Annotated in this window: 23 protein-coding genes; 7 read left to right on the plus strand and 16 right to left on the minus strand. The window is 32.8% G+C overall.

Annotated elements, in window-relative coordinates; genetic code table 11:
• Nucleotides 1–8 precede the first annotated feature (8 nt).
• The 4 genes from Q0822_RS07185 to Q0822_RS07200 are packed head-to-tail and all read right to left on the minus strand — an operon-like array spanning nt 9 to nt 6,719.
• The gene (locus Q0822_RS07185; RefSeq protein ID WP_299121923.1) at nt 9–3,572 is read right to left on the minus strand and encodes an efflux RND transporter permease subunit; all 3,564 of its coding nucleotides are present in this window, start codon (nt 3,570–3,572) and stop codon (nt 9–11) included.
• A gap of 6 nt (nt 3,573–3,578) precedes the next feature.
• Entirely contained in the window at nt 3,579–4,748 is a 1,170-nt protein-coding gene (locus tag Q0822_RS07190) for an efflux RND transporter periplasmic adaptor subunit (RefSeq protein WP_299121925.1), read from the minus strand.
• 11 nt (nt 4,749–4,759) lie between these two features.
• The gene (locus tag Q0822_RS07195; protein ID WP_299121927.1) at nt 4,760–6,106 is read right to left on the minus strand and encodes a TolC family protein; all 1,347 of its coding nucleotides are present in this window, start codon (nt 6,104–6,106) and stop codon (nt 4,760–4,762) included.
• A 7-nt stretch (nt 6,107–6,113) separates the two neighbouring features.
• A complete protein-coding gene (locus Q0822_RS07200; protein ID WP_299121929.1) occupies nt 6,114–6,719 on the minus strand; it encodes a TetR/AcrR family transcriptional regulator in 606 nt (201 codons plus the stop codon).
• Between the two features lie 149 nt (nt 6,720–6,868).
• Here Q0822_RS07200 and Q0822_RS07205 point away from each other — a divergent pair, with 149 nt between their 5' ends.
• Together Q0822_RS07205 and Q0822_RS07210 are read left to right on the plus strand one after the other, a co-directional pair.
• Nucleotides 6,869–7,843 (plus strand): polyprenyl synthetase family protein, encoded by a 975-nt coding sequence (locus tag Q0822_RS07205; protein WP_299121931.1) that lies wholly within the window; start codon nt 6,869–6,871, stop codon nt 7,841–7,843.
• Nucleotides 7,843–8,193 (plus strand): hypothetical protein, encoded by a 351-nt coding sequence (locus Q0822_RS07210; RefSeq protein ID WP_299121933.1) that lies wholly within the window; start codon nt 7,843–7,845, stop codon nt 8,191–8,193. The genes Q0822_RS07205 and Q0822_RS07210 overlap by 1 nt, the downstream gene beginning before the upstream one ends.
• Here Q0822_RS07210 and Q0822_RS07215 read toward each other — a convergent pair whose 3' ends face one another.
• From Q0822_RS07215 to Q0822_RS07255, 9 genes are all read right to left on the minus strand, one after another.
• Nucleotides 8,194–8,625, minus strand: coding sequence for a hypothetical protein (locus tag Q0822_RS07215; protein ID WP_299121935.1), 432 nt, complete (start codon nt 8,623–8,625; stop codon nt 8,194–8,196).
• Nucleotides 8,626–8,627: 2 nt separating this feature from the next.
• Entirely contained in the window at nt 8,628–9,410 is a 783-nt protein-coding gene (locus Q0822_RS07220) for an ABC transporter permease (protein WP_299121937.1), read from the minus strand.
• Entirely contained in the window at nt 9,403–10,110 is a 708-nt protein-coding gene (locus Q0822_RS07225; protein ID WP_299121940.1) for an ABC transporter ATP-binding protein, read from the minus strand. Before Q0822_RS07225 ends, Q0822_RS07220 begins: the two co-directional genes overlap by 8 nt.
• Nucleotides 10,104–11,345 carry a nitrous oxide reductase family maturation protein NosD gene (locus Q0822_RS07230; RefSeq protein ID WP_299121943.1) on the minus strand — a complete coding sequence of 414 codons (1,242 nt, stop codon included), beginning with the start codon at nt 11,343–11,345 and terminating at the stop codon, nt 10,104–10,106. Before Q0822_RS07230 ends, Q0822_RS07225 begins: the two co-directional genes overlap by 7 nt.
• A 9-nt stretch (nt 11,346–11,354) precedes the next feature.
• Entirely contained in the window at nt 11,355–11,783 is a 429-nt protein-coding gene (locus Q0822_RS07235) for a nitrous oxide reductase accessory protein NosL (RefSeq protein WP_299121947.1), read from the minus strand.
• Nucleotides 11,780–12,397: a hypothetical protein gene (locus Q0822_RS07240; protein WP_299121948.1), complete on the minus strand. Its 618-nt coding sequence runs from the start codon at nt 12,395–12,397 to the stop codon at nt 11,780–11,782. The genes Q0822_RS07235 and Q0822_RS07240 overlap by 4 nt, the downstream gene beginning before the upstream one ends.
• A 97-nt stretch (nt 12,398–12,494) precedes the next feature.
• Nucleotides 12,495–14,450, minus strand: a complete 1,956-nt coding sequence (gene nosZ, locus Q0822_RS07245) for a Sec-dependent nitrous-oxide reductase (RefSeq protein ID WP_299121951.1) — start codon at nt 14,448–14,450, stop codon at nt 12,495–12,497.
• Nucleotides 14,451–14,480: 30 nt separating this feature from the next.
• Nucleotides 14,481–15,065 (minus strand): fasciclin domain-containing protein, encoded by a 585-nt coding sequence (locus tag Q0822_RS07250; protein WP_299121954.1) that lies wholly within the window; start codon nt 15,063–15,065, stop codon nt 14,481–14,483.
• A gap of 30 nt (nt 15,066–15,095) precedes the next feature.
• Nucleotides 15,096–15,575: a cytochrome c gene (locus Q0822_RS07255; RefSeq protein WP_299121957.1), complete on the minus strand. Its 480-nt coding sequence runs from the start codon at nt 15,573–15,575 to the stop codon at nt 15,096–15,098.
• A 121-nt stretch (nt 15,576–15,696) separates the two neighbouring features.
• Between Q0822_RS07255 and Q0822_RS07260 the strand changes: the two genes are divergently transcribed.
• Complete coding sequence (locus Q0822_RS07260; RefSeq protein ID WP_299121960.1) at nt 15,697–16,128, plus strand: Rrf2 family transcriptional regulator; 432 nt, start codon at nt 15,697–15,699, stop codon at nt 16,126–16,128.
• A gap of 1 nt (nt 16,129) precedes the next feature.
• Here the strand turns inward: Q0822_RS07260 and Q0822_RS07265 are convergent, their stop codons facing one another.
• Nucleotides 16,130–16,675: an alpha-ketoglutarate decarboxylase gene (locus tag Q0822_RS07265; protein WP_299121963.1), complete on the minus strand. Its 546-nt coding sequence runs from the start codon at nt 16,673–16,675 to the stop codon at nt 16,130–16,132.
• 114 nt (nt 16,676–16,789) lie between these two features.
• On the opposite strand from Q0822_RS07265, the gene Q0822_RS07270 reads away from it, so the two are divergent.
• Both Q0822_RS07270 and odhB read left to right on the plus strand, forming a co-directional pair.
• A complete protein-coding gene (locus Q0822_RS07270; RefSeq protein WP_299121966.1) occupies nt 16,790–19,546 on the plus strand; it encodes a 2-oxoglutarate dehydrogenase E1 component in 2,757 nt (918 codons plus the stop codon).
• Nucleotides 19,547–19,590: 44 nt separating this feature from the next.
• Nucleotides 19,591–20,847: a 2-oxoglutarate dehydrogenase complex dihydrolipoyllysine-residue succinyltransferase gene (odhB, locus tag Q0822_RS07275; RefSeq protein WP_299121970.1), complete on the plus strand. Its 1,257-nt coding sequence runs from the start codon at nt 19,591–19,593 to the stop codon at nt 20,845–20,847.
• Nucleotides 20,848–21,366: 519 nt separating this feature from the next.
• Here odhB and Q0822_RS07280 read toward each other — a convergent pair.
• Nucleotides 21,367–21,990 carry a response regulator transcription factor gene (locus tag Q0822_RS07280; RefSeq protein WP_299121972.1) on the minus strand — a complete coding sequence of 208 codons (624 nt, stop codon included), beginning with the start codon at nt 21,988–21,990 and terminating at the stop codon, nt 21,367–21,369.
• A gap of 61 nt (nt 21,991–22,051) precedes the next feature.
• Entirely contained in the window at nt 22,052–22,492 is a 441-nt protein-coding gene (locus Q0822_RS07285) for a retropepsin-like aspartic protease (protein ID WP_299121975.1), read from the minus strand.
• 47 nt (nt 22,493–22,539) lie between these two features.
• Here Q0822_RS07285 and Q0822_RS07290 point away from each other — a divergent pair, with 47 nt between their 5' ends.
• Entirely contained in the window at nt 22,540–23,307 is a 768-nt protein-coding gene (locus Q0822_RS07290) for a TatD family hydrolase (RefSeq protein WP_299121979.1), read from the plus strand.
• Between the two features lies 1 nt (nt 23,308).
• Nucleotides 23,309–24,337, plus strand: a complete 1,029-nt coding sequence (locus Q0822_RS07295) for an asparaginase (protein ID WP_299121983.1) — start codon at nt 23,309–23,311, stop codon at nt 24,335–24,337.
• Nucleotides 24,338–24,382: the final 45 nt, after the last annotated feature.

Consider the following 24,382-nt stretch of genomic DNA (forward strand, 5'->3'; position numbering starts at 1 on the left):
CATTTTAATTAGTCTATTTTACTATCAATATTGTATACTCCCTGAGGAATTAACTCTTCTGATACAACAGAATCTGAGGAGTTAAACTTTCGTTTTAAATACATTTTGAATGTGGTTGCTAAATAAAATAAAACAGGAACGACTATTAGTGTTAAAAACGTAGCTATGAATAAGCCATAAATAACAGTCCAAGCTAATGGTCCCCAAAATATTACATTGTCACCACCAAGATAGATGTTGGCATCAAACTCACTGAATAAGGTAAAGAAGTTAATATTTAGACCGATCGCTAAAGGAATTAATCCTAATATGGTGGTAATTGCAGTTAAAATAACAGGCCTTAAACGAGCTTTACCAGCTTTAATGATTTGTGTTAATAATTCATCTTTTGGTAAATATTCTGAATCATCTAAATCTAGGTTTTGCTTTCGTCTATCAATTAATAACTGAGCATAATCGAGCAGTACAACACCATTATTCACAACAATTCCGGCGAGGGAAATAATTCCCATCATAGTCATTAATATAACAAACGAGTCTCCAGTAATAACGATACCTCCAAATACACCAATTAAACTCAAGAAAATGGCAATCATAATAATTGCTGGTTTTGAAACCGAGTTGAATTGGAATATTAATATGAAGAAAATTAAACCTAAACCAGTAAAGAATGCTCCCATTAAGAATGCCATCTCTTTATTTTGCTCTTCAATCTGACCAGTATAATCTATTTTGATATTTGAAGGCAAGCCTTCAAAATTTTTCATTTCATTTTGTACCTGACTAACCACAGCACCTGCATCAGTATAACCTGGTGCTAAGGCAGAATATACAGTAACGACGCGCTTTGTGTCTTTATGCTTAATAGCACTAAAGCCAGAATTATTTTTCTGTTTTGCTACAGTAGATACAGGAATTTCTTTGACTTGGCCAGACGCCATATCTCTAAACACTATATTCTGATTAAATAAGGCACTTGTGTTATAACGTAAATCTTCATTAAAGCGCACATAGATGTCATAATCATCACCTTCTTCTTTGTAGATTCCAGCTTTTGCGCCAAATAATGAATTTCTCAACTGTTGGCCAACTTGTCCAGTGCTTACACCAAGTTCTCCAGCTTTTTCTCTGTCAACAAGCACTTCCATTGCAGGTTTGTCTTTGTTCACATCAATTTTCAATTCATCAATTGCGGCTATATTTTTAGAGTTAATAAATTCACGCATGCGCTCAGCTACGTCAATTAATTCGTCATAATCATTACCTTCTAGCTCAATATTTACTGGTGCTCCTGCAGGTGGACCATTAAGATCTTTCTCTACGGAAATTAGAACTCCTGGATAAATACCAGTTAAAGCTTCTTGAACTTTTTGGCGTAAAAGCTCACTATCTTTTCCATTACGATATTTGTACTCTCGCATGGAAGCCGTAATCTTACCCTTATGTGGCATTTCTGCCGCAGATCCGCCATCGGTTTGTGGATTACCTGCACCTTCACCAACTTGAGCAACTGCACTTTCTACTAAGAAGTTTTGACCGTCCTTTATATATTCATCATCATTAAGGATGTCATATACTTTGGCTTCAATTTCGTTAGTTATTGTATTTGTTTTTTCAATGTCAGTTCCTTCAGGATATTCAATGTAAACTATAATCTGATTAGGTTTATTGTCTGGAAAAAATTCAATTTTGGTACGCTGACTTGCTACAGAAGCCCCAAAACTTCCAAAGGCTAAAAGGAATAAAATTAAACTTCCAAAGGCTATAAGTTGAGGTTTCCAACCTCTTAACGAACTTGTTAATACGCGTTCATAAAAATTCTCTAAACGTACTAATGTCTTGGTCTGGAACTTATTTGCTGCTTTTCGTAGTATCAACCTGTATACCCACAACATTATAGCAGTAAATATCATTAAAGTTCCTAAACCTCTGTAAGCACCACCAAATAAGATTATTAATAATCCGATTCCACCTACAATTGCAGATATTGTGATGATTTGTTTTAAAGGCATATCCTTGTCTTCGATTGTCATAAACTGTGAGACTAAAACTGAATTAAAGAAAATGGCAACTAGTAATGAAGAACCAAGCACTACTGATAATGTTATCGGGAAATAAATCATAAACTGTCCCATTAATCCAGGCCATAAGCCTAGCGGAATAAAAGCAGCAACTGTTGTCGCTGTTGAAATAATTATTGGAAATGCGATTTCTCCAATACCTTTTTTCGCGGCTTCAATACGACTCATGCCTTCTTGTTCCATTAATCGATATACATTTTCTACCACTACAATTCCATTATCTACTAACATACCAAGGCCCATAATTAATCCGAAAAGAATCATAGTATTCATTGTGTAACCTAAAGCATTCAGAATCATTAAGGACATAAACATTGACATTGGTATTGCAAAACCAACAAAAAGTGCATTCTTAAATCCTAAAAAGAACATTAAAACGGTTACTACTAAGATGATACCGAATATGATGTTGTTGACTAAGTCATCTACTTGTCCAATAGTTTTGGAAGATTGATCATTGGTAATTGTCAGTTTTAAATTAGTTGGTAATACATTAGCTTTAGCATCTGCTACAATGGCTTCAATTTTTTCTGCTGCAGCGACCATATTTTTTCCTGCACGTTTTTTAACATCTAGCATTACTACTGCATCCCCTTCTTCTGTTTCTGTATTAAACTCTCTTGCGTACGTTGTTTTATCTTTAGACTTAAATGTTATTGTAGCTAAATCTTTTAGATAAATAGGGTTATTGTTTTCAGCCTTCACAACAAAATTTTGGAGTTCTTCAGGATTATCTATCTCGCCTATTATTCTTATAGTTCTGCGTTGTCCACTCGTAATAAAATTACCTGCAGACATGGTCATATTACCATTACCAATAGCATCTATAATTTCATTGAAGTTTACTTTAGAAGCCATCATTTTATAAACGTCTACAGCAACTTCAACTTCTTTTTCTTGGGCACCTCTTATGTCTACTTTCTTAATTTCTGGTAGGTCTTCAATCTCTTCTTCTAAATATTCTCCAAACTCCTTTAACCGCTCCACAGTATAATTACCTGAAATATTAATATTAAGAATTGGCATTTCTTCAGACATACTCAACTCAAAAACATTAGGCTCTACTTTGGCACCATTAAATGTTGGCCAATCTTCACTTGAGGTTTCACTGTCAATTTCATCCTTAACTTTTTGTTTTGCAGCTTCTACGGTCAAATCTTCATCAAACTCAACAACAACCATTGAGTAATCTTCAGATGATGTAGAAGTAATCTCAACCACGTTACTCACGTTTTTGAGTTTATCTTCTAATGGATCTGTTATCAGCTTTTCTATATCCTCAGCTGTGTTTCCAGGGAATAACGAACTGATATAAATTTTCGTTTCTCTAATCTCTGGAAAACTCTCTCTTGGCATACTAAAATATGCGGAGCCTCCAAGGTATAGTATTAGTGCAATGGCCACATACATTGTGGTTTTATTATTAATAGCCCAAGACGATAAACCAAATTCTTTATCGACCTTCTTCTTGTTTTTCTTTTTTGGAGTCATTGGTTATTAGTCTTTGTTGATTATCTTTACTGATTGCCCATCTTTAACACTACGAGCACCTTCTTTAATTATCTCAATATTACCTTCTAAACCAGACAGCACTTCAATTTGATCGCCTTGAGTTTTGCCAGTTTCAATAATCACTTGTTTAGCAGTAGCCTTGTCTTCTTTTTTATCTGTAAGAATATATACGTATTGGTCACCATTAGCATTTTCAGAAATAATGCTCTGAGGAATTAAAATAGCTTTATCGTTGGTGTAGTCATTAATTTTTAATCGAGCTGTTAGATTAGGTTTAATAGTTTTATCCTTATTTGGTACATCAATTTCTACTTTAAAGGTTCTATTTGCGGGATTAATAAAATTGCCTGTTTGTCTAATTTTAGATGATATCGTTTTTCCTAAAACAGGAAACATAACTTCTACTTCTTTACCAACTGTAATGCTTGTTATATAACTTTCTGGAATATCAGTTTGAATATACATATTATTAAGATTCACTATGCGTATTAATTCTGATTGACCAGCGGCAACAATACTCCCTTGTTCCGTAATGACATCATCAACCACTCCTGAAAAAGGTGCTCTTACATTAGACTTGCCTAATTGTTGTTTTAACTGATTTACCATTTCTAGAGAACTCTCATATGTTGATTTAGCTTGAAGGAATTGAATTTCGCTACCTATTTTTTGATCCCACAGACGTTTTTGCCTATCATAAGTTGTTTTAGCTAAATCTGCTTGTATTTGAGCAGATGAAATTTGTTGACTTAACCCACCATCATCAATTCTAGCTAACAACTGACCTTTAGATACTCTGTCTCCTTCCTTTACATAAACTTTATTTAGGATGCCTGGCATTTCTGGTGTCAACACAATATTCTGCTTAGTTTCTACACCTCCTTGCAACTCTAAATAATGTTTAAATTCTTCAACTTCTGCTTTTATAGTTGTTATTAGTGGGATATTACGATCTGGACTAATACTCTCCAATTTTTCATCTAATTGTTTAATCTGCACAACAAGTGCTTGTTGCTCATTAACCAATTCATCTTTTCGCTTTTGAATAGCTTCAGCATTGTCCGTAGTTATTAGTTCTTCAATGGATTGTTTTTTTTCGCCTGAGCAAGCTAATACTAGTGTGGCTAGAAGGATTATACTAAATATTTTTTTCATGATGATATATTTTAAAAGTTGGTTGTTTTGTTGGTTATGGTTTCTAGTTCTGCTTTAGCATTGATAACATCGAGCATAGCTTGTAATAATTCTTGCTGTACTATATATAATTGAGTCTGAGCTTGTCTTAATTCAAAACTAGAGCCAATGCCTTCAAAAAATTTGGTTTGATTTTTAGATTCTATACGTTCAGCAAGTGCTAAGTTTCGCTTTTTGTTTTCATAGTCTTCAATAGCGAATTGATAATTGCTTTTTGCAGCCGAAATCTCAAACTTTATACGTTGTTCTGTTTCAGAAAGTACAGTTTGGGCTTTTTCGAGATTTATCTTAGCTCGCTGAGTTGAAGCATTTCGCATACCAGAACTAAAAATAGGAATATCTAAGCTGAGACCTAATAATGATGAACCGAACCATTGCTGATCACTATTAAAAAAGGTGAATTCATTTTCAAAGGCAGAATATCCTCCATTCAAAAATGCATTTAGAGTTGGTAATGCTTTACTTTTTTCGAGCTTTACCATAAGTTCCTTAGCTTTAGTGTCATTTTCAGCAATAAGAAAATCTATAGTGCTTTTCGGATTGTTTTCAATCTCTAAAAGCGAGAGTGAAATATTTTTTTGAGTAAGCGTTTCAAGATTATCGCTCAAAATCAAATCGTTATAAACATCTAATCCTAAAGTGATATTTAGCATTTGATATGAGAGCGTATTAAGGCGCTCCGCATTATTTAAGTTACTTCTTAAATCCGAAAGTGTTATTTGTAATTGTTCTACACTTTCTTCCTCACCCAATCCATTTTCATATATTTTTTGGGTCTCAAAAAGGTTCTTTTCTACCGTTTCTATATTCCTCTTAAGAATCTTTACACTTTCTTCTGTTAAGAGTACATTTCCGTAAGCATCAATAACTGCTCTTCTAACTTCTAAATCGGTTTTGAATTTAGCATTTTCTGAAATTTCCAAAAATACTTTAGCAGACTGAAGTCCAACAATGTAAGAGCCATCGAAGACTTTTTGATTTAAAGTAGCAAAGGCATTTACACTCTGTTTTGTGCCAAAAATGACTTCCGTAAACTCTCCAGCATTACCACCAAAAAATTCAGCAGGAATAACAGAGACTTGCTGTTTTAAGAAATTTTGATAATCTATCGATCCGCTAAGCTGAGGTAGACCACTTGCAGTAGTTTCCCATTTTTGCTGTTTTGCAGCTTCAATGTCTCTAGCTGCATTTAAGGCTTGTCTATTATTTTCCAATGCATAATCTATAGCCTCCTGAAGTGTGAAACTGGTGGGTTCATCTTGCGAAAACCCGATGGAAGAGAAAATTAGACTTAGTATTAGTATGAGTGTTTTTCTCATAAGTATTTTAATTTTTATTGGTTTTTAATAATTCTGTAAGCGTCTCAATACCTTTAGGTGTAGAGATACCTCTTAAGTGATACTCTATGTAATTGTCCATCAACATATGCATTGAAAATTTTTCAATAGGAAAGATGTCGTGATCTTTTAAAGAGAGCATTCCATTAAAATAAAGTCGAGCCATAAAATCAATGTTTATTTCTTTTCTGTATAGATTTTGTGATACTCCACGTTCAAGATTTTGGGAAACACAGCCTAACATTTTTTCGAATTGTTTTTGCTTTAGTGTTGCAAAAATTTTCGGATAATACTTCTGAAGCTGATATTGAGGTGACGATTTCTCGTTTTTAAGATGGAGCATTACAAACTTTTTAATCTCATATATTTCTTCAATAGGATTTTTGTCTAGTTCACAAATACAATCTATACCATGAGAAATGTTTTCAAAAACATGTAAGGTGGTAGCCTCAACTAGTTTTGTCTTATTTGCAAAATGCTGATAAATCGTTTTTTTTGAAATACCCATTTCATTGGCAATGTCATCCATAGTGACACTTTTAAAGCCAAGGTTTAAAAAAAGATCTACCGATTTATTTATTATTTTTTCTTTCATTTTTAAGATTCGACGAATAGGAATCAATTTTATTTTGAGCAAAATTACAATAGGAAACTTTAAAAACCAAAAAAGTTTCCAAAGTTTTAATGATTTTTTAACATACCTAACATTAGCTTAAAATATGTTTAAAGCATTATTTTTGTCTTATGGAACACATCGAAGCCTATCAAAAATCTTTTATTACATATTTAGAGGATTTTGCAGTAACTAAAGAGCCTAAGAATCTTTATGAACCCATAAATTATATATTAAGACTAGGAGGAAAGCGACTGCGACCAGTCTTAACTTTAATGACTTCAGAAGTCTTTGGCGAAACTGCTCAAAACGCTATGGATGCTGCATTATCGGTTGAGGTATTTCATAATTTTTCTTTAGTGCATGATGACATTATGGACGAAGCACCTTTGCGAAGAGGTCAGGAAACAGTACATAAAAAATGGGATTTAAACACAGGAATTCTATCTGGTGATGCCATGTTGATTTTGGCGTATCAGCTTTTTGAAAACTATGAACCAAGCACATTTCAGGCATTAGCAAAACTTTTTAGTAAAACAGCATTAGAAGTCTGTGAAGGGCAGCAATACGATATTGATTTTGAAACACGTAATGATGTTACAATTCAAGAATATCTAAAAATGATAGAATATAAAACAGCAGTTTTAGTGGGTGCTGCTATGAAAATGGGCGCTATTGTTGCTAGAGCTTCAAATGAAGACCAAAATGCTATTTATGATTTTGGTAGATATTTAGGTATAGCTTTTCAATTACAAGATGACTATTTAGATGCTTTTGGCAATCCTGAAACATTCGGAAAGCAGGTTGGTGGTGATATTTTAGAAAATAAGAAGACCTATCTATATCTTAAAACTCTAGAACTTGGTTCGGAGAGTGAAAAGACTAATCTTGTTGAGAACATGTCAAGCAGTTCAATTTCCGATAGTAATAAAGTAGAATCTGTAAAGGAGTTGTTTAATAATTCTGGTGCTTCAGAAGCAACTCAAAATGCTGTAAAGAATTATACCAATAAAGCTTTTACTGTTTTGAAAACATTAAATATTTCGGAAGATAAAAAACAACTTTTAAGATTGTTTGGCGAGCAACTAATGAATAGACGTGTGTAATGCCATTACCCTCTAATTTTGAAGACTTAATAGCAGAAGTAAATGATTTAAATCTCTATCATAAGCTTATCGTTCAACTTAATAAAGATTTGTTATTTGCTAATATAGATTTAGAATTAGATACTGAAATCTTACCAATTAGTTTGAAGTTAGTCTTACAAGAAACTGTTTTTCATCTCATTCAGAATAAATTTTCAGACTACCTCAATCTACTTTATCAGGTTGATGTTTCTGAAAAAAGGATTCGTTCACTTGATAGGGAAGACCTTTTTAAACTCTCTGAAGATGTTACTTTTTTAATTCTTCAACGCGAGTGGCAAAAGGTGTGGTATAAGGCTAATCATTCTTAACTAGGTTGTAAAGAATTCGAAATATATTTTAACTAAACGTTTTAAATAATCGGTTTTAGACTTTAATTGAGCTGTATTTTCTAAATCTTTAATTTCGGTGATTTCCTCTAAAATAGGTACTAAAACAACATGAAGTTGATCGTGCGCTTCACCTGTCATATCACAACTTTTAATGATGTGGCTGGTTTCTTTAGAAAGCGCGTTACCTAATACCTTTCCATCTTTTGATGTATTGTTTTTAAGAATGGAATCTATCCGTTTCATTCCGACATGAGTTTCTTCGTTGGCAACCCATTTTTCATTGTTATTTAGTGTGAGTCCTTCTAACTGAATTTTTGTTTCGGTATTAATCGGATGGCTTTCATCTTTACATGAATGAAAAGCCATAAAAAAGATGGCAATTAATATTATTGACGAGCTAAATTTCTTCATAATTAAAAATCTTTTTTCTTCGATTTAAAGACAATTCTTAAAATTGGTAACACCACCCAAATAGTAAGTGCTAAAAATGATATAATTAAGCCAAAACTAGTGCCAAAAAATTGTTTAAATACGGCTCCTGTATAGCCTAACAATGCTGAGATATCTAGCTTCAAAAGAATTAATGTTCTGGATAAATCAATAGGATTAAGCATGGTACCTATTAAAGACACTTTATCTAGTGGGTAATCTTCAAATAATATTAGTGACATTAAAAACAATCCGTCATAAATTATGGCTAAGAATAACCACATTAATATCGAATAACCGAATCCCTTAATTTTGTTTTCATTAGATAGTGCTATGTTAAAAGCTAAAGCACTAAATATGAAGGTTAAAAACACACCAACTACTAATAATAGTGAGAAGTCCCAAATAGCATTAGATTTAAATAATCCATACGCAATAAATGGTAATCCTAAACCCAGAACTAGACTCATGGAAAGTGAAATAGCTACTCCTAAATATTGCCCTAAAAAAATGGAAGACCGTTTTAACGGTTGTGCCAACAGCAACTCCGTAAATTCTTTAGAATTATAGTAATACATGACGCCGAAAATAGTTCCTATAAGTGGTACTAAAACAATGATTACATTCATTAGTGTTATTACGGCTTTAGATAAATCGTTGTTAAGAAAAAGGAGGACGATTCCTAATAAAAGGTAAAATGCAAAATAGACGTAACTCCAGCTACTACGCATTAAATCAAAAAAACTATATTTTAATATTTTAAGCATGGTTTTCGGTTAAAATGTTAGCAATGGCATGCTCAAAATCTTGTTGTTTCGTCTTTGTTTTTAATTCGGCAATACTGCCTTTAAAGTAAATTTTACCTTCGAGAATAAAAACTATTTTATCGGCAACTTCCTCAACAAAACTCATAATATGAGACGTGATTAAGATCGTTTTACCTTTTGATTTTTCTACTTCAATAAGCTCTTTTAATCGTATTAATGAAATCGGATCTAAACCAGTAGTTGGTTCGTCTAAAATGATAATTGGACTATTAAACATAAAAGTTAAAACGATATTAACTTTTTGCTTAGTACCGCCAGATAAAGTGCCAAGTTTTTTGTTTAAAAATGGCCCTAGTTTAAATTTCTCTATTAGGTTTTGATCTGCATCAGTCTTGCCTCTTAAATCCTTAATCATTTTAATAAGTTCACTGACTTTTAAGTTACTCGGAAAATTAGCAATCTGAGGTAAGTAATCTATTTGATGACGGTAATCTGAATTGTTCTTAACGTCAGTGTTAAAAACCTTAATACTTCCACGATCAGGAATCACCATACCAAGTATGGTTTTTATAATCGTAGTTTTCCCAGAGCCATTTGGCCCAAGTACAGCAAAAATACCACCTTCTTTAATGGAGAGGTCGATGCCATTGAGGACATCATTTTTACCAAACTTTTTATATAAATTGGTTATTTCTACCATTTAACTTGCTTCATTAGAGGTTGGTTATCAATGAGGTTTTCTGGTGTAAAAACAGGAGATACTTTTTCGGAAAAATCGATAATGTCTATAAAAAGACTGCGCAGTAATACGATGCTTTCTGGTGTACGATTTACTAAATACGAAAAGAGTTTTACAGGTCTATAAGGTATATCTCCAATACCGTTTTTATCTAAATCGTAACCCGTATAATTGCTCCAATAGTTATTTTCAAATTTGTTAGAATTTAGGTTGCCAGAATATGATAAGTCAAAAGAGTTATACAAGAAGTTATTTTTTGAATAAATATTGTCATAACATGCCCCATGTACTTTTATCGCATAGCCATTATTTTTGAAGGTATTTTCAGTATATGTTATTCGGTTTGTTCCATCTGCATTAATGCCAATAGTGTTATCTTCAAAAATATTATGTTTTAGTTCGGCATCATTAATTTCTTTTAGAAGAATACCATAGGAAGCTGTTCCCCAATTTTTCTTAAAGATATTGTTATACATTTTTATCTTCTTAGAAAACATCACAGCTACTCCTGCGCCATTAGCCTCGAAGATATTGTTTTCATAAGTATTATTATTTGAAAACATAAAATGTAGACCATAGCGCATATTTTCTGTAGAATAGTTATCGGATATATATGCATTACTTCCAAATTCTAAATAGATGCCATCGCGCATTCGTCTTACATCATTATTAGTAATATTCACATTTTCACAATGCCATAAATGAATGGCGTTACCAGAATCTGCTTCAGCTTTACCTTCTCCAGAAATAACATTATTATGTACAAGACCATCTTTAGATTTTTGAATTAAAAAACCAAAAAACGCATTTTCTACAGTAATATTTTCTATAACAAAGTCGTAAGATTTAAAAAGTAATATCGCAGCAAATTCTTTAGTGTAACTAACCTCGATATTTTTAATAGTTAGATTTTTAATAACAATATCTGTTGCTTCTACTGAAAATCCATAGCCATTATTTTGCGTATCAATTATGGTGCCTTCTTCACCATTGATATGAAGAGATTTTTTGTATATAATAATGTTAGATTCATTATAAAGACCAGCTTTTATAAATATGCGATCACCACTTTTAGAACTATCTACAGCAGTTTGAATAGATTTAAAATCACAACCATCTTTACAAACTGTAACTGTTTGAGCTGTTGTAAAGCAGATTGAGATGAAAAATAGAAGAATACTTAACTGTATTTTCATAGTATGAATTTAGTTCAGTTTTTTAAAAATACCTTCCCAGTCAAAGTATTCTGCTTTAGGATTATTAATTTTTGTCTTAGCTTGTTCTAAAGATGCAAAACCTGTTAAGTTTGCTCCCATAGGACTTGTGATTTCCTCACAAATAACATAACCACCTGTTTTTGCATCTACCATTACCCCAGGTTTTTTATAGTTAGTAATCAAGAGATTACTTTCCTCTATAAGCTCTTGCTTATCACCTAAAAATCTAACCATGCATTCAATAGCATCAAATTTATATTGTTTGCCTTTATCTGTAACCATTTGTGATGCATGTGTTTTTGTGACGATAGTCATTTGGCAAAAATTGCACATATCTGTTCCATAATTTATGGGTTGAGGCGTTTTACTACACCCAAACATTACAAAGAGAATTAGGAATAAGACAATACGTTTCATGCTTTTAAAGATTTTACTTTTTTATTTCCTATCCAATAGGCTACAAAAGTTAAGAACATACCAAAACCCATCATGTATGCTCCTTTGTGTGGATAAGAATGTGCTACAAAATTTAGAATATTCTTAGTGCCAAATAAAGGTGGTTTATAGCTTAAGGGATTACCGTTTGCATCTGTCATTTTCATAATAGCCTTAGGATCTAGATTAGTACCATAATCTACCATCCACGCATTAAAATCGTACATACCTAAGATACCCAAAATTATCATAAGGATCAACCAACCTAGAAACCATTTTGGTGAAATAAATTTAAATAAACCTATTAAACCTATTATAATTCCTAGTGCAGCCATGCTACCTATTACTTTTGGAAATGTACTAAACTCCCACATTTCGTCTGCTTTGGGTAATTTGCGCATACCAATGTAATGGTTAAGACCATCAATATTTTGGAGATCATGTTTTTCTTTACCTTGAAGTCCATCGAGATGAATGTTCATTCCAATTCCACTCGGATATTGTGGTGCTTCGAGTGTTATACTCCATAATGGAAATACAAATAGTCCCAGTAATAGAGCAGAACCTATTATCATTATTATACTTGCGGATTTCATATAAATTTGTTTTAAAAAAATGGGCGAGTTATTTCTACTCGCCCAAATATGAGTTAAATAACATTTTTAACACTAAAACTATTTAACTGCGCTTTTTTTATTCATCATCTAATGTAAACTTAATTGGTGTGTTAGAATTTGCTCCTGACACTCTTATGTAACCTTGCATTTCTTGGTGTAGCGCAGAACAGAAATCTGTACAATAAAATGGCCAAACACCTTCTCGTTTTGGTTCCCAAATTATTGTTTTGGTTTGTCCTGGCATTACTAAAATCTCAGATGTATTGGCACCAATTATTGAGAATCCATGAGGAACATCAAAATCTTGTTCTAGATTAGTCATATGCAGATATACTTTATCTCCAACCTTAACTCCTTCTATATTATCTGGTGAGAAGTGACTACGAATCATTGTCATACTAATATGTACTTCATTACCATTACGTGTTACGGTAGCTTCACTTTCGCTCTTGGCAGCGTAAGGATGTTCATTTTCAGATAATTCATAATATTTCTTACTCTTCTCTTTAATGATATCAGCTCTAATACCTGCTGCATAGTGAGGCTCACCATGTGTTGGGAAATCAGAAAGCAATTCCATTTTATCTCCAGAAATATCGTACAATTGGGCAGAGTGTTCTAACTCAGGTCCAGTTGGTAAGTAGCGATCTTTAGTAATCTTATTTAAGGCTACCATATATTTACCAAAAGGTTTTCTTGAGTTTCCTCCGGGAATCATTAGGTGACCAACAGAATAGAATGTTTTTTGTCGATCTAATATTTCCCAAGTGCCTAGTTTCCATTTTACCACTTCAGAAGAGATAAAAAAGGTTGTATAGGCATTCCCTTTTCCGTCAAACTCTGTATGTAAAGGACCTAATCCTGCAGCAGCCACAGTACCTGCCAATGTGTTTTCATAGCTTAATACTGGGATTCCGTATGCATCATCAACAAAATCTTTGTTTTCAATTGCTGTTAACATTTTGTCAAATGAATACACACTTAAATCTCTTGATAATTTACCACTACCTATAATATATTTGCCAGATGGATCAACATCGCAACCATGAGGTGATTTTGGAATTGGAATATAGAAAACGGCACCTTCAACATCCTTTGGATTGATAGAAATCACACCTTCTTTCATTGTTGATATGGCTGTATGTGTTTTTTCATCATAAACGTTATGCGCATAAGTACCAGCAACTTTCTCACCACCACCATTTTTAACATATTCTACTACTTTTTTCCAGTTAACGGCTGCTATATAATCCTTATCATTTTGTGAAGCATTAACCTCCATCAATGTATTTGCTTCTTCAGTATTGTAACTTGTAAAGAAGAACCAACCATGAGATTTATTACGCCCAGGATGTGCTAAGTCATAGTTGAATCCTGGCATATTTAATTGGAATTCTAGATTCATTCTTCCATTATCAGCAATACTAACAAAAGAAAGAGGGCCTTTAAATTGACCTTTCATTTCATTTATTGGCATATCACGTTGAGGATTAGGTACTGCAAAACGCGTACCTGCAACAATGTATTCCGTATTTTCAGTTACAAATGAAGATGCGTGATTACCTGCACTATTAGGGAGCTCAATAATCTCTTCAGTTTCAAATGTTTCTAAACTAATACGTGCAATACGTGGTGTGTTATTTTCATTAATAAAAATCCATCTACCATCTAATTCACCCTTAGTTTGTGAGATATCTGGATGGTGTGAGTCTCCCCATGGTACAAATCCGAATGAAGTGTTTAACATCGGTTTAGTTTCTTCAGAATAGCCATAGCCAGACGTTGGAAATTGAGAAAACACAGGAATTTCTTTAAGCATTCTACCACTAGGTAAGCCATAAACAGTAAGGTTTCCGCTATAGCCTCCAGACATAAAACCATAGTACTCGTCATGTTCACCTGGTGCAACATATACTTTTTCTGCCTTGCTAGAAGACATAGCGCCAGAGTTACTGTTATTATTGTTATTACCGCAATTTGTCATAAAGATAAGTGCAGAAATACCCAATAAATATTTGCCTATTTTATTCATATTATTTTGATTTTATTAGTTGTTGATTTATTAGTCTTTGGGTAAAATGACATCTTCAGTGACATGAACCCAACCATTACTTACGTTGACAGTGGCTATAATTTTAACACCGTCGACAAATATGTCTCCATCTTTTTCAACGACCTCTAAATACTTACCAGAAGCCATATATAATTTTCTGTTTTTTACAGCATTTTTCTTAAGTGTTTCAATAGGATAATTAGCAGGAGCAACATGATTCGTTAATATAAAAGCCAGCTTACTTTTATTTTCAGGCTTTAGTAAATCATTTAGTGTGGTTTCATCTATTTTAGCGAATCCTGCATTATTAGGAGCAAATACAGTTAGAGGACCAACATTTACTAAAGCATTTTCTACTCCTGCTGCTTGTACTGCAGCAACTAAAGTTGAATGGTCTTCAGATTGTATTGCTAATTGTAATGCGTTCGGTGTTCCACCTTCGTCCTTAATAAAAGCTTGTCCAGTCTTTTCTGTACTAGCTTCATTAGTCTTAGTATCATTTGTTGTGTTTTCAGAAGTCTTAGAATTGCTATTACAAGCAACAAAACATAGTAAAAGCACAACAGAAAATAATGATTTGATTAGTGTTTTCATTGGTTTTATATTTAGTATAATTATTGAAGTTTAGAGTGTTCTAAAATATTCAAGTACTGCTCTAGCTTCTTCTCTGGTCAAATTTTGATTTGCCATTGGAGAGCCATTAAATTCCATTAATAAATCTTTGGCTAATTGATCTTCTTTAACCATTTGTTCTGGGTTTAAAATCATATTCATTACCCATTCTGGTGAACGACGTTGTAAGATTCCTTTTGGCGAAGGACCAATAAATTTTTTCTCAGCTTTATGACAAGCTGTACACATTTTGTCATAAACTTCTTTGCCATGTGCGGCCATATCCTGATCAACTACTAGTCCTAAGTCAATGGATGTGACAGGGCCTACGCCTTTATTATTTAAATCTATTCGTTTAGAGGCAGGTTCTTTAATCTCTTTTTTTACAGGTTCCTTTTTACCATAAGAAGGCTCGTCTTTTTTATCGTTTCCTCCACAACTAAATAGTAATAGGGTTATAAATAAGGTTAATAGTTTTAGTGAATTTTTCATGTGCATCTAAAATTTAGTATGAGGCAAATATAGATGTGAGAAAGTGATTAAAATATGATAAAAATCATATTTAAGACAAAAAAGTCTTTTTTATATTTGTGGTAAATGATTAAATAAATTTATGTTTTCTAATTCTACTAAATACGCAATAAAAGCAACTCTTTACTTAGCAGTTCATTCTTCAGAAAAAAGGAAAATTGTTATAAACGATATTGCAGATCCTATAAACGTCCCCAAAGCATATATTGCTAAAATATTGCAGGTTTTATCAAAGAAAAATCTTATATCATCAACTAAAGGACCCAAAGGTGGTTTTTATACAAGTAAAGAAAATCTACAAGTAAAGATTAGTGATATAGTTAAAGCAATAGATGGGGAAGAAAGGATGAACTCTTGTTTACTGAGCCTAAAAGAATGTGATAGTAATAATCCTTGTTCACTTCATCATTTAGTATATTTTGAAAAGCAAAAAATCATTAAGAGATTAGGTAAAACTAGTCTGCATGATTTAGCTTCACACATAAAAGATGGTAAGTCAGTTCTGCCATTATAGATTAAAACCAAAATCGAACAAATGGCATCCAAGCTTGATTCTGTATGCTCTTGTCTTCATCATATAAAACATCATAGCGTATACCAAATGTTACATTTCCACTTCTGTAACCAGCACCTAAAAATAATGCAGGATACCAATAGCTATCATCTATATTACTTACAAACTGTTCATCAAAATTTCTACTAACATACGATTGTTCAAACTCAGTAGAGATTTGTAGTTCTGGATATGGATTAAATAAGCCGATTATACTTCCACCCAAAACTGTGGATTTAAACACATCGCGTTGTGAGCTATATTGAAAGTTGAGGCCTACACCAGTAGAAACATACGCGTTATGTCTGTACAAAGCAGCAGGTGCTAATCCACCACTAAAAAAGCCATCCCCCAAGTTTAAACCAATACCGCCTCCGAATTGTACATTTTTCCAAAAACTAGATTGATTGTCAGAATTATTTTGAGAAAATGAAAATGTGATAAAAAAAACGGTTAAAAGGCTAAGTATTATAGATTTTTTGATACTAATTGATTTAAACTTTATCATATCGAGAATTGTTATTTTCTAATTGTTATAAATATAATAAAACCAAAGCTATATTTAGCAAAAGTTGTATTTTTGAATAAATTTTGTTGAAACGATAACGTCTCATAAAAAATAATGGATAAATATTCCTTTCTTAACGCCGCACATACAGCATATTTTGCTGATTTATACGAGCAATACCTTAAAAATCCTGATTCTGTTGAACCTAGTTGGCGTGCCTTTTTTCAAGGTTACGATTTTGGTTCAGAAAGCTACGGAATGGAAGGCGAAATAGTTGAAGGCGTTTCTGCACAAATACCAGAACATATTCAAAAAGAATTTCAGGTTGTAAAACTTATTGATGGTTATAGAAATAGAGGTCATCTCTTCACAAAAACCAATCCTGTAAGAGCAAGACGTAAGTATGCTCCAACACTAGAAATTGAAAATTTTGGATTATCTAAAAGCGATTTAAACTCTACATTTTCTGCGGGCGAGATATTAGGTTTAAACTCAGCGACACTTCAAAATATTATTGACCATCTTGAAAGTATTTATTGCGATTCAATAGGTGTGGAGTATATGTATATTCGCAAGCCAGAAGAAATAGAATGGATACAGAAGAAATTAAATGTCAATGATAATCACTCAATATTTACTTCTGACGAGAAAAAGTATATCCTAAAAAAATTGAATCAAGCTGTTTCTTTTGAATCGTTTCTTCATACAAAATATGTGGGTCAAAAGCGTTTTTCTTTAGAAGGAAACGAATCTTTAATTCCTGCTGTAGATGCCATTATAGAGAAGGCGGCAGATGAAGGTGTAAAGGAATTTGTTATGGGTATGGCGCACAGAGGTCGCCTTAGTACATTAACCAATATTTTTGGAAAATCTGCCAAAGACATTTTTAGCGAGTTTGATGGTAAAGATTACGAGGAAAAAGTATTTGACGGAGATGTAAAATACCACTTAGGCTGGACCAGTAATCGTGAGACTTACAATAATAAAAAGATAAACCTAAATATTGCTCCCAATCCATCACACCTAGAAACTGTTGGAGCTGTTGTGCAAGGTATAGCTAGAGCTAAACAAGATAAAGATGAAATTACAGATGCATCTCAGGTACTTCCTATTGTTGTGCATGGAGATGCGGCTATTGCAGGACAAGGCTTAGTTTATGAAGTGGTGCAAATGGCAAAATTAGATGGTTATAAGACTAACGGTACCATACATATAGTAGTCAATAATCAAATTGGTTTCACTACTAATTATTTGGACGCAAGATCTAGTACATATTGTACAGACGTAGCTAAAGTAACCTTATCCCCTGTACTACATGTAAATTCTGATGACGCAGAGGCAGTAGTGCATGCAGCACTTTTTGCGTTACATTTCAGAATGAAGTTTAAGCGCGATGTATTTATAGATCTATTGGGTTATAGAAAATATGGACATAACGAAGGTGATGAGCCGAAATTTACCCAGCCATTACTATATAAAGCTATTGCAAAGCATAAAAACCCAAGAGATATCTATGCACAACGATTACTTGATGAAGGTGTTATAACTGAAGGTTACGTAAAACATATTGAGACTAAGTATAAAGAATCGTTAGAGGAAAAATTAGAGGACTCTCGTAAAGAAGATAAAACCGAAATTACCGCTTTTATGCAAGAGGAGTGGAAAGGTTTTACACGAGTTACTGAAAATACAATGATAGAACAAGTAGACACAACTGTCTCTAAAAAAGTTCTAAAAGATATTACTAAGGTTATTTCTAACCTTCCTTCTGATAAAAAGTTTATTCGTAAAATTCAGCGACTCATAGAATCGCGTCAAACTATGTTTGATGAAAATCGATTAGATTGGGCTATGGCAGAACATTTGGCTTATGGTTCTCTTCTAACCGAAGGCTTTGATGTTAGAATTTCTGGTCAAGATGTTGAGCGTGGCACATTCTCTCATCGACATGCAGTTGTTAAAGTTGAGGATAGCGAAGAAGAGATTATTTTACTGAAAAATGTTTCAGAAAATCAAGGTCAATTCAATATTTATAATTCATTATTATCAGAATATGGTGTTGTAGGTTTTGATTATGGTTATGCCATGGCAAGTCCAAATACACTAACCATTTGGGAAGCACAATTTGGTGATTTTAGTAATGGAGCTCAGATAATGATTGATCAATACATATCTTCGGGTGAAGATAAATGGAAGACCCAAAATGGTTTGGTAATGTTGTTACCGCATGGTTATGAAGGTCAAGGTGCAGAGCATTCATCTGGTCGAATGGAGCGTTATTTACAGATGTGTGCAAAAGACAATATGTTCATAGCAGATTGTACAACACCTGCGAATATGTTTCATTTATTGCGTAAACAAATGAAGGCAAATTATAGAAAGCCTTTAATTGTATTTACACCAAAAAGTTTATTACGTCATCCAAAGGTGGTATCAACTGTGGATGAATTTGCAAATGGAAGTTTTCAGATGCTTATTGATGATACAAATGCGAAAGCTAATAAAGTAAAATCTTTAATTTTCGTGACTGGTAAATTCTACTATGATTTATTAGAAGAACAAGAAAAGCTGGGAAGAGAAGACGTAGCAATTGTTAGAGTAGAGCAATTATTCCCGCTTCCTGCAAAAGAAATAAGAGCAGTTATTGCAAAATATAAAAATGCAGATGATATAGTTTGGGCTCAAGAAGAACCAAGAAATATGGGAGCTTATAGTCATTTATTAATGCATTTAGATGAAGCTAAACAATTTAGAGCAGCAACTAGAAGACCATATGGTGCACCAGCCGCAGGTAGTTCTGTTCGTTCTAAAATTAGACATCAACAAGTTATAGATTACGTTTTTGATAAAACCAAAAACAACCAGAGATAAAGAATTAATACAACTCAAATTAGAGCTTAAATAAAATAAAGCCCATGATTTTAGAAATGAAAGTGCCTTCACCAGGCGAATCGATTACTGAGGTGGAAATTGCAGAATGGTTAGTTGAAGATGGAGATTATGTGGAAAAAGACCAAGCTATTGCTGAGGTAGATAGTGATAAAGCAACTTTAGAATTACCAGCAGAGGCAAGCGGAACGATTACGTTAAAAGCAGAAGAAGGTGATGCTGTTGAGGTAGGTGCCGTGGTTTGTTTAATTGATACAAGTGCAGAACCAAAAGCCGAAGCTTCAACAACTTATAAAGGTGGTGACGAAGGAGGTAATGAAAAAGGTGTTGAAAAAGAACTTGCGAAGGAGCAAAAAGAAACTAAAGATACAGGTGAAAAGGCACCAAATCCTTCTGAAAAAACCTATGCTTCTGGTACTCCAAGTCCTGCCGCTAAAAAAGTATTAGCAGAGAAAGGAGTTAATGCTAACACTGTTACTGGTACTGGGAAAGATGGAAGAATAACTAAAGAGGATGCCGTTAATGCTGTGCCTTCAATGGGAACTCCAACAGGTGGAAACAGAGGTACATCACGAAGTAAAATGTCAATGTTACGCCGTAAGGTTGCGGAACGTTTGGTCGAAGCTAAAAATACAACAGCTATGTTAACCACATTTAATGAGGTTAACATGACTCCGATTTTTGAATTACGTAAACAATACAAAGAAGACTTTAAAGCTAAGCATGGTGTAAGTCTTGGGTTTATGAGTTTCTTTTCTTTGGCAGTGGTAAGAGCGTTGAAAATGTATCCTGCAGTAAACTCGATGATAGACGGAAAAGAGATGTTATCTTATGATTTTGTAGATATTAGTATTGCCGTATCAGGTCCAAAAGGATTAATGGTGCCAGTAATTAGAAATGCTGAAAACCTATCTTTTAGAGGTATAGAATCTGAAGTAAAACGTTTAGCTATAAGAGCAAGAGAAGGTGAAATTACTGTAGATGAAATGACAGGAGGTACCTTCACAATAACTAATGGAGGTGTATTTGGCAGTATGTTATCTACACCAATTATTAATCCACCACAGAGTGGAATTTTAGGAATGCATAATATTATACAACGCCCAATCGCTGTTGATGGTAAGGTTGAAATACATCCAATGATGTATGTCGCTTTGTCTTATGATCATAGAATTATTGATGGAAAAGAGTCTGTTGGTTTCTTAGTAGCTGTAAAAGAAGCGTTAGAGAATCCTGAAGAGTTATTAATGGATAATAATGTGAAAAAGGCTTTAGAGATGTAGGTCTATTATTTAACAAAACTTAAAAAGCGCAATTCTAATTAGAATTGCGCTTTTTTACTCCTAACTAACAAGAGTATAACTAACTAAAATTAACTAAAAAAATTAACAGCTATATTGGCGGATATTACAATTACAGAACTTATAATTAAAAGCACTATAAATATTCTATCGCTTTTTGAGGTATTGTTTTTCATTGTTTCCATAAAACTAATTTTTTTTAAACAAAGCTCTGAATCATAAGCTAATCCAGAGCTTTTAAGAATTTAATCTGAGGCTTTGATTAATAGCTGATGTAAATTTCCGAATAATTTTAATGCAATACTATACGTAGAACTACGTATATTTTGACTTTTTTAATACAAAATTGTAAGTTAATTCCATAAAAAGAGCCTCGAACAATGTCCGAGGCTCAAATAATCCCCTAAGAACTAACTAATAGCTCGTTATTAACCCTTAATTAATAACATGGTAAAGTTCTTAAATAAATCAATGCAATACTATACGTAGAACTACGTATATTTAGATATATTTTAAATTTTCTTTAGCAAATAAGTATAAACTCGCTGATTTTGAGTCTAATGCAAGTTTGGTTCTAATATGACTTTTGTGTTTTTCTACAGTTCTTACCGAAATAAATAACTCATCGGCAATCTCTGTAGCAGTTTTATTAGCAGCAATGAGTTTAAAAATCTTAGTTTCAGATTCCGTTAAAACCTTCAATTTTTCAGGCACGTTATTTACTTCGAGAAAAGTTAAAAGCTCAGGACTAAAATATGCTTTGTCTTTAATTACAGATGCAATGCAATTTTCTATTTCTTCAAGGGCAAATTCTTTAAGAACATATCCATATATACCCAATGTTTTCGCTTTAGTATAGGTTATCTCGTCTTTTTCAAAAGTAATGAGGACAATTTTTGTAGGTATATTGTCAGCTTTACATTTCTCTGCAATTTGTAAACCTGTGTAGAAAGGCATTTTAATATCTAAAATTGCTATATCAGGAACATGAGCTTTTATTAAGGCAAGTGCTTCTTTTCCATTTTTTGCACTCGCCAAAACATTGAAGTTTTTTTCATTTAAAAATTCCTGAAGACCTCTGAGAATCAAAGGATGATCATCAGCAATTATGATGGTTGGGCTCATTTTGCTATTAATTCAACTATAATATCTAAAGATAATAAGAATCTTCAGCATATGAAATTTCTTATAGCTTTAAATACAAGTATTTTTTTTCGTAGTCTATAATAGCTTTTCCTTTTTTTAAAACATCTGCGCCAATGATACCATCTACGGGCTCTGCGTCGTGGTTAATAAGCCCTGTGTTAACGTGTGATAAATTAAATAGAATTAATGCAATACGATTTTTTTTCCAAGTACCAATTTTCAAATGGTTAGAATTTGAGATTTTAGTAGCCATGTCAGATGCACCTGCACCTACAGCCTTTATTTCAGAATCTTTTACAATAAGATTAAAACGTTCAATAGCTTCAAATCCCACACAACTGCTCGAGGCTCCTGTATCTAAAATAAACTGACCCTTTACGTCATTAATTGAGGCCTTAATTTCGAAATGATTAGTTTTAGTAAGCTTAAGTTTAATTTTGGAATACCCTTTATTTATAAGGAAGTCCTTTAATGTTTCCATTTATAGAATTTTTGTAAATATAATATTTAAACGGTTATTTTTGCTTCATGATTATTACTGATACACATACTCACTTGTATAGTGAAGCTTTTGATACCGATAGAATTGAGATGATTAACCGAGCTATAGATGCCAATGTAAAGCGGTTTTTCATTCCTGCAATAGACTCTTCTTATACAGAATCTATGTTTCAACTTGAAAAAGCATTTCCTGATAATGTGTTTTTAATGATGGGTTTGCATCCAACTCACGTAAAAGAAAATTATTTGGAGGAGTTGAAACATGTTGAAAAGCAATTAGCAAAAAGAAAATTTTACGCCGTTGGAGAAATAGGTATTGATTTATATTGGGATAAAACCACTTTAGATATTCAGATTGAAGCCTTTAAGTATCAAATAAACCTTGCCAAAAACTATAAACTTCCTATAGTCATTCATTGCAGAGAAGCTTTTGATGAGATTTTTGAGGTTTTAGAACAAGAAAAATCAGAAGACCTCTTCGGAATTTTTCATTGCTTCACAGGAAGTTTAGAACAAGCACATCAGGCAATATCTTATAACATGAAGTTAGGTATTGGTGGAGTTGTTACCTTTAAAAATGGTAAAATAGATCAATTCATTAATCAAATAGATTTAAAGCATATTGTTTTAGAAACCGATTCACCATATTTAGCACCAAAACCATATAGAGGAAAACGTAATGAAAGCTCCTACATAAATATGGTATTAGAAAAATTATCCGAACTTTACGGAGAAAGTGTTCAAGACATAGCAAGTATAACGACAGAAAACTCAAAAGCTATATTTGGAATTTAAAATGATAGAAAAGCCTAACATACTACTAATATATACTGGTGGAACTATTGGTATGATTAAAGATGCCGATACAGGAGAGTTAAGAGCATTTGATTTTGAGAGTTTATTAGATAAAATTCCAGAACTCCGTCTTTTAGACTGTAATATTGAAACCATATCATTTGAAAAACCGATTGATTCTTCGAATATGAGCCCAAATTATTGGGCTGATATTGCAAAAATTATACATACTAACTACCAAAAATTTGATGGTTTTGTTGTATTACATGGAAGTGATACCATGAGTTATTCAGCATCTGCCCTTAGTTTTATGTTAGAAAACCTCGTTAAGCCAGTCATATTTACAGGTTCTCAATTACCTATTGGCGATTTACGTACAGACGCTAAAGAGAATTTAATTACATCTATTCAAATGGCATCTTTACGAAATAATGGAGAACCTACGATTAAAGAAGTTTGTCTTTATTTTGAATACAAATTATATAGAGGTAATAGAACCACAAAAATAAATGCTGAACATTTTGAGGCATTTGAGTCTCTTAATTATCCTTATTTAGCAGAATCTGGAGTGCATTTAAAAGTCAATACCGAGTTTCTACGACGACCAAAACCAGAAGAGGATTTAATTGTACGAACAGAAATGGATACCAATGTTGGTATTTTAAAACTATTTCCAGGTATATCTAGACCAATTTTAGAAGCAGTTTTAAGAAGTCAATTAATAAAAGGGCTAATAATTGAAACTTATGGTTCTGGAAACGCAACAACAGAATCTTGGTTTATTGATTTATTAAAAGAAGCTATTGACAAAGGACTTCATATCATAAATGTAACTCAATGTGCTGGTGGAAGTGTTAGAATGGGACAATATGAAACTAGTTCACAATTAAAGTCTATCGGTGTTATTTCTGGAAAAGACATCACTACAGAAGCAGCTATTACCAAACTGATGTATCTTTTAGGAGAGAACGTTGATGATAAGGACTTCAAAACTATTTTTGAAACATCACTAAGAGGAGAAATGTCCTAAAAATATTAGATTTAATTTCAGCGTTTAAAGTTTTTTTTGTTATTT

The organism is uncultured Winogradskyella sp., from assembly GCF_947496485.1.
Classification (GTDB): domain Bacteria; phylum Bacteroidota; class Bacteroidia; order Flavobacteriales; family Flavobacteriaceae; genus Winogradskyella.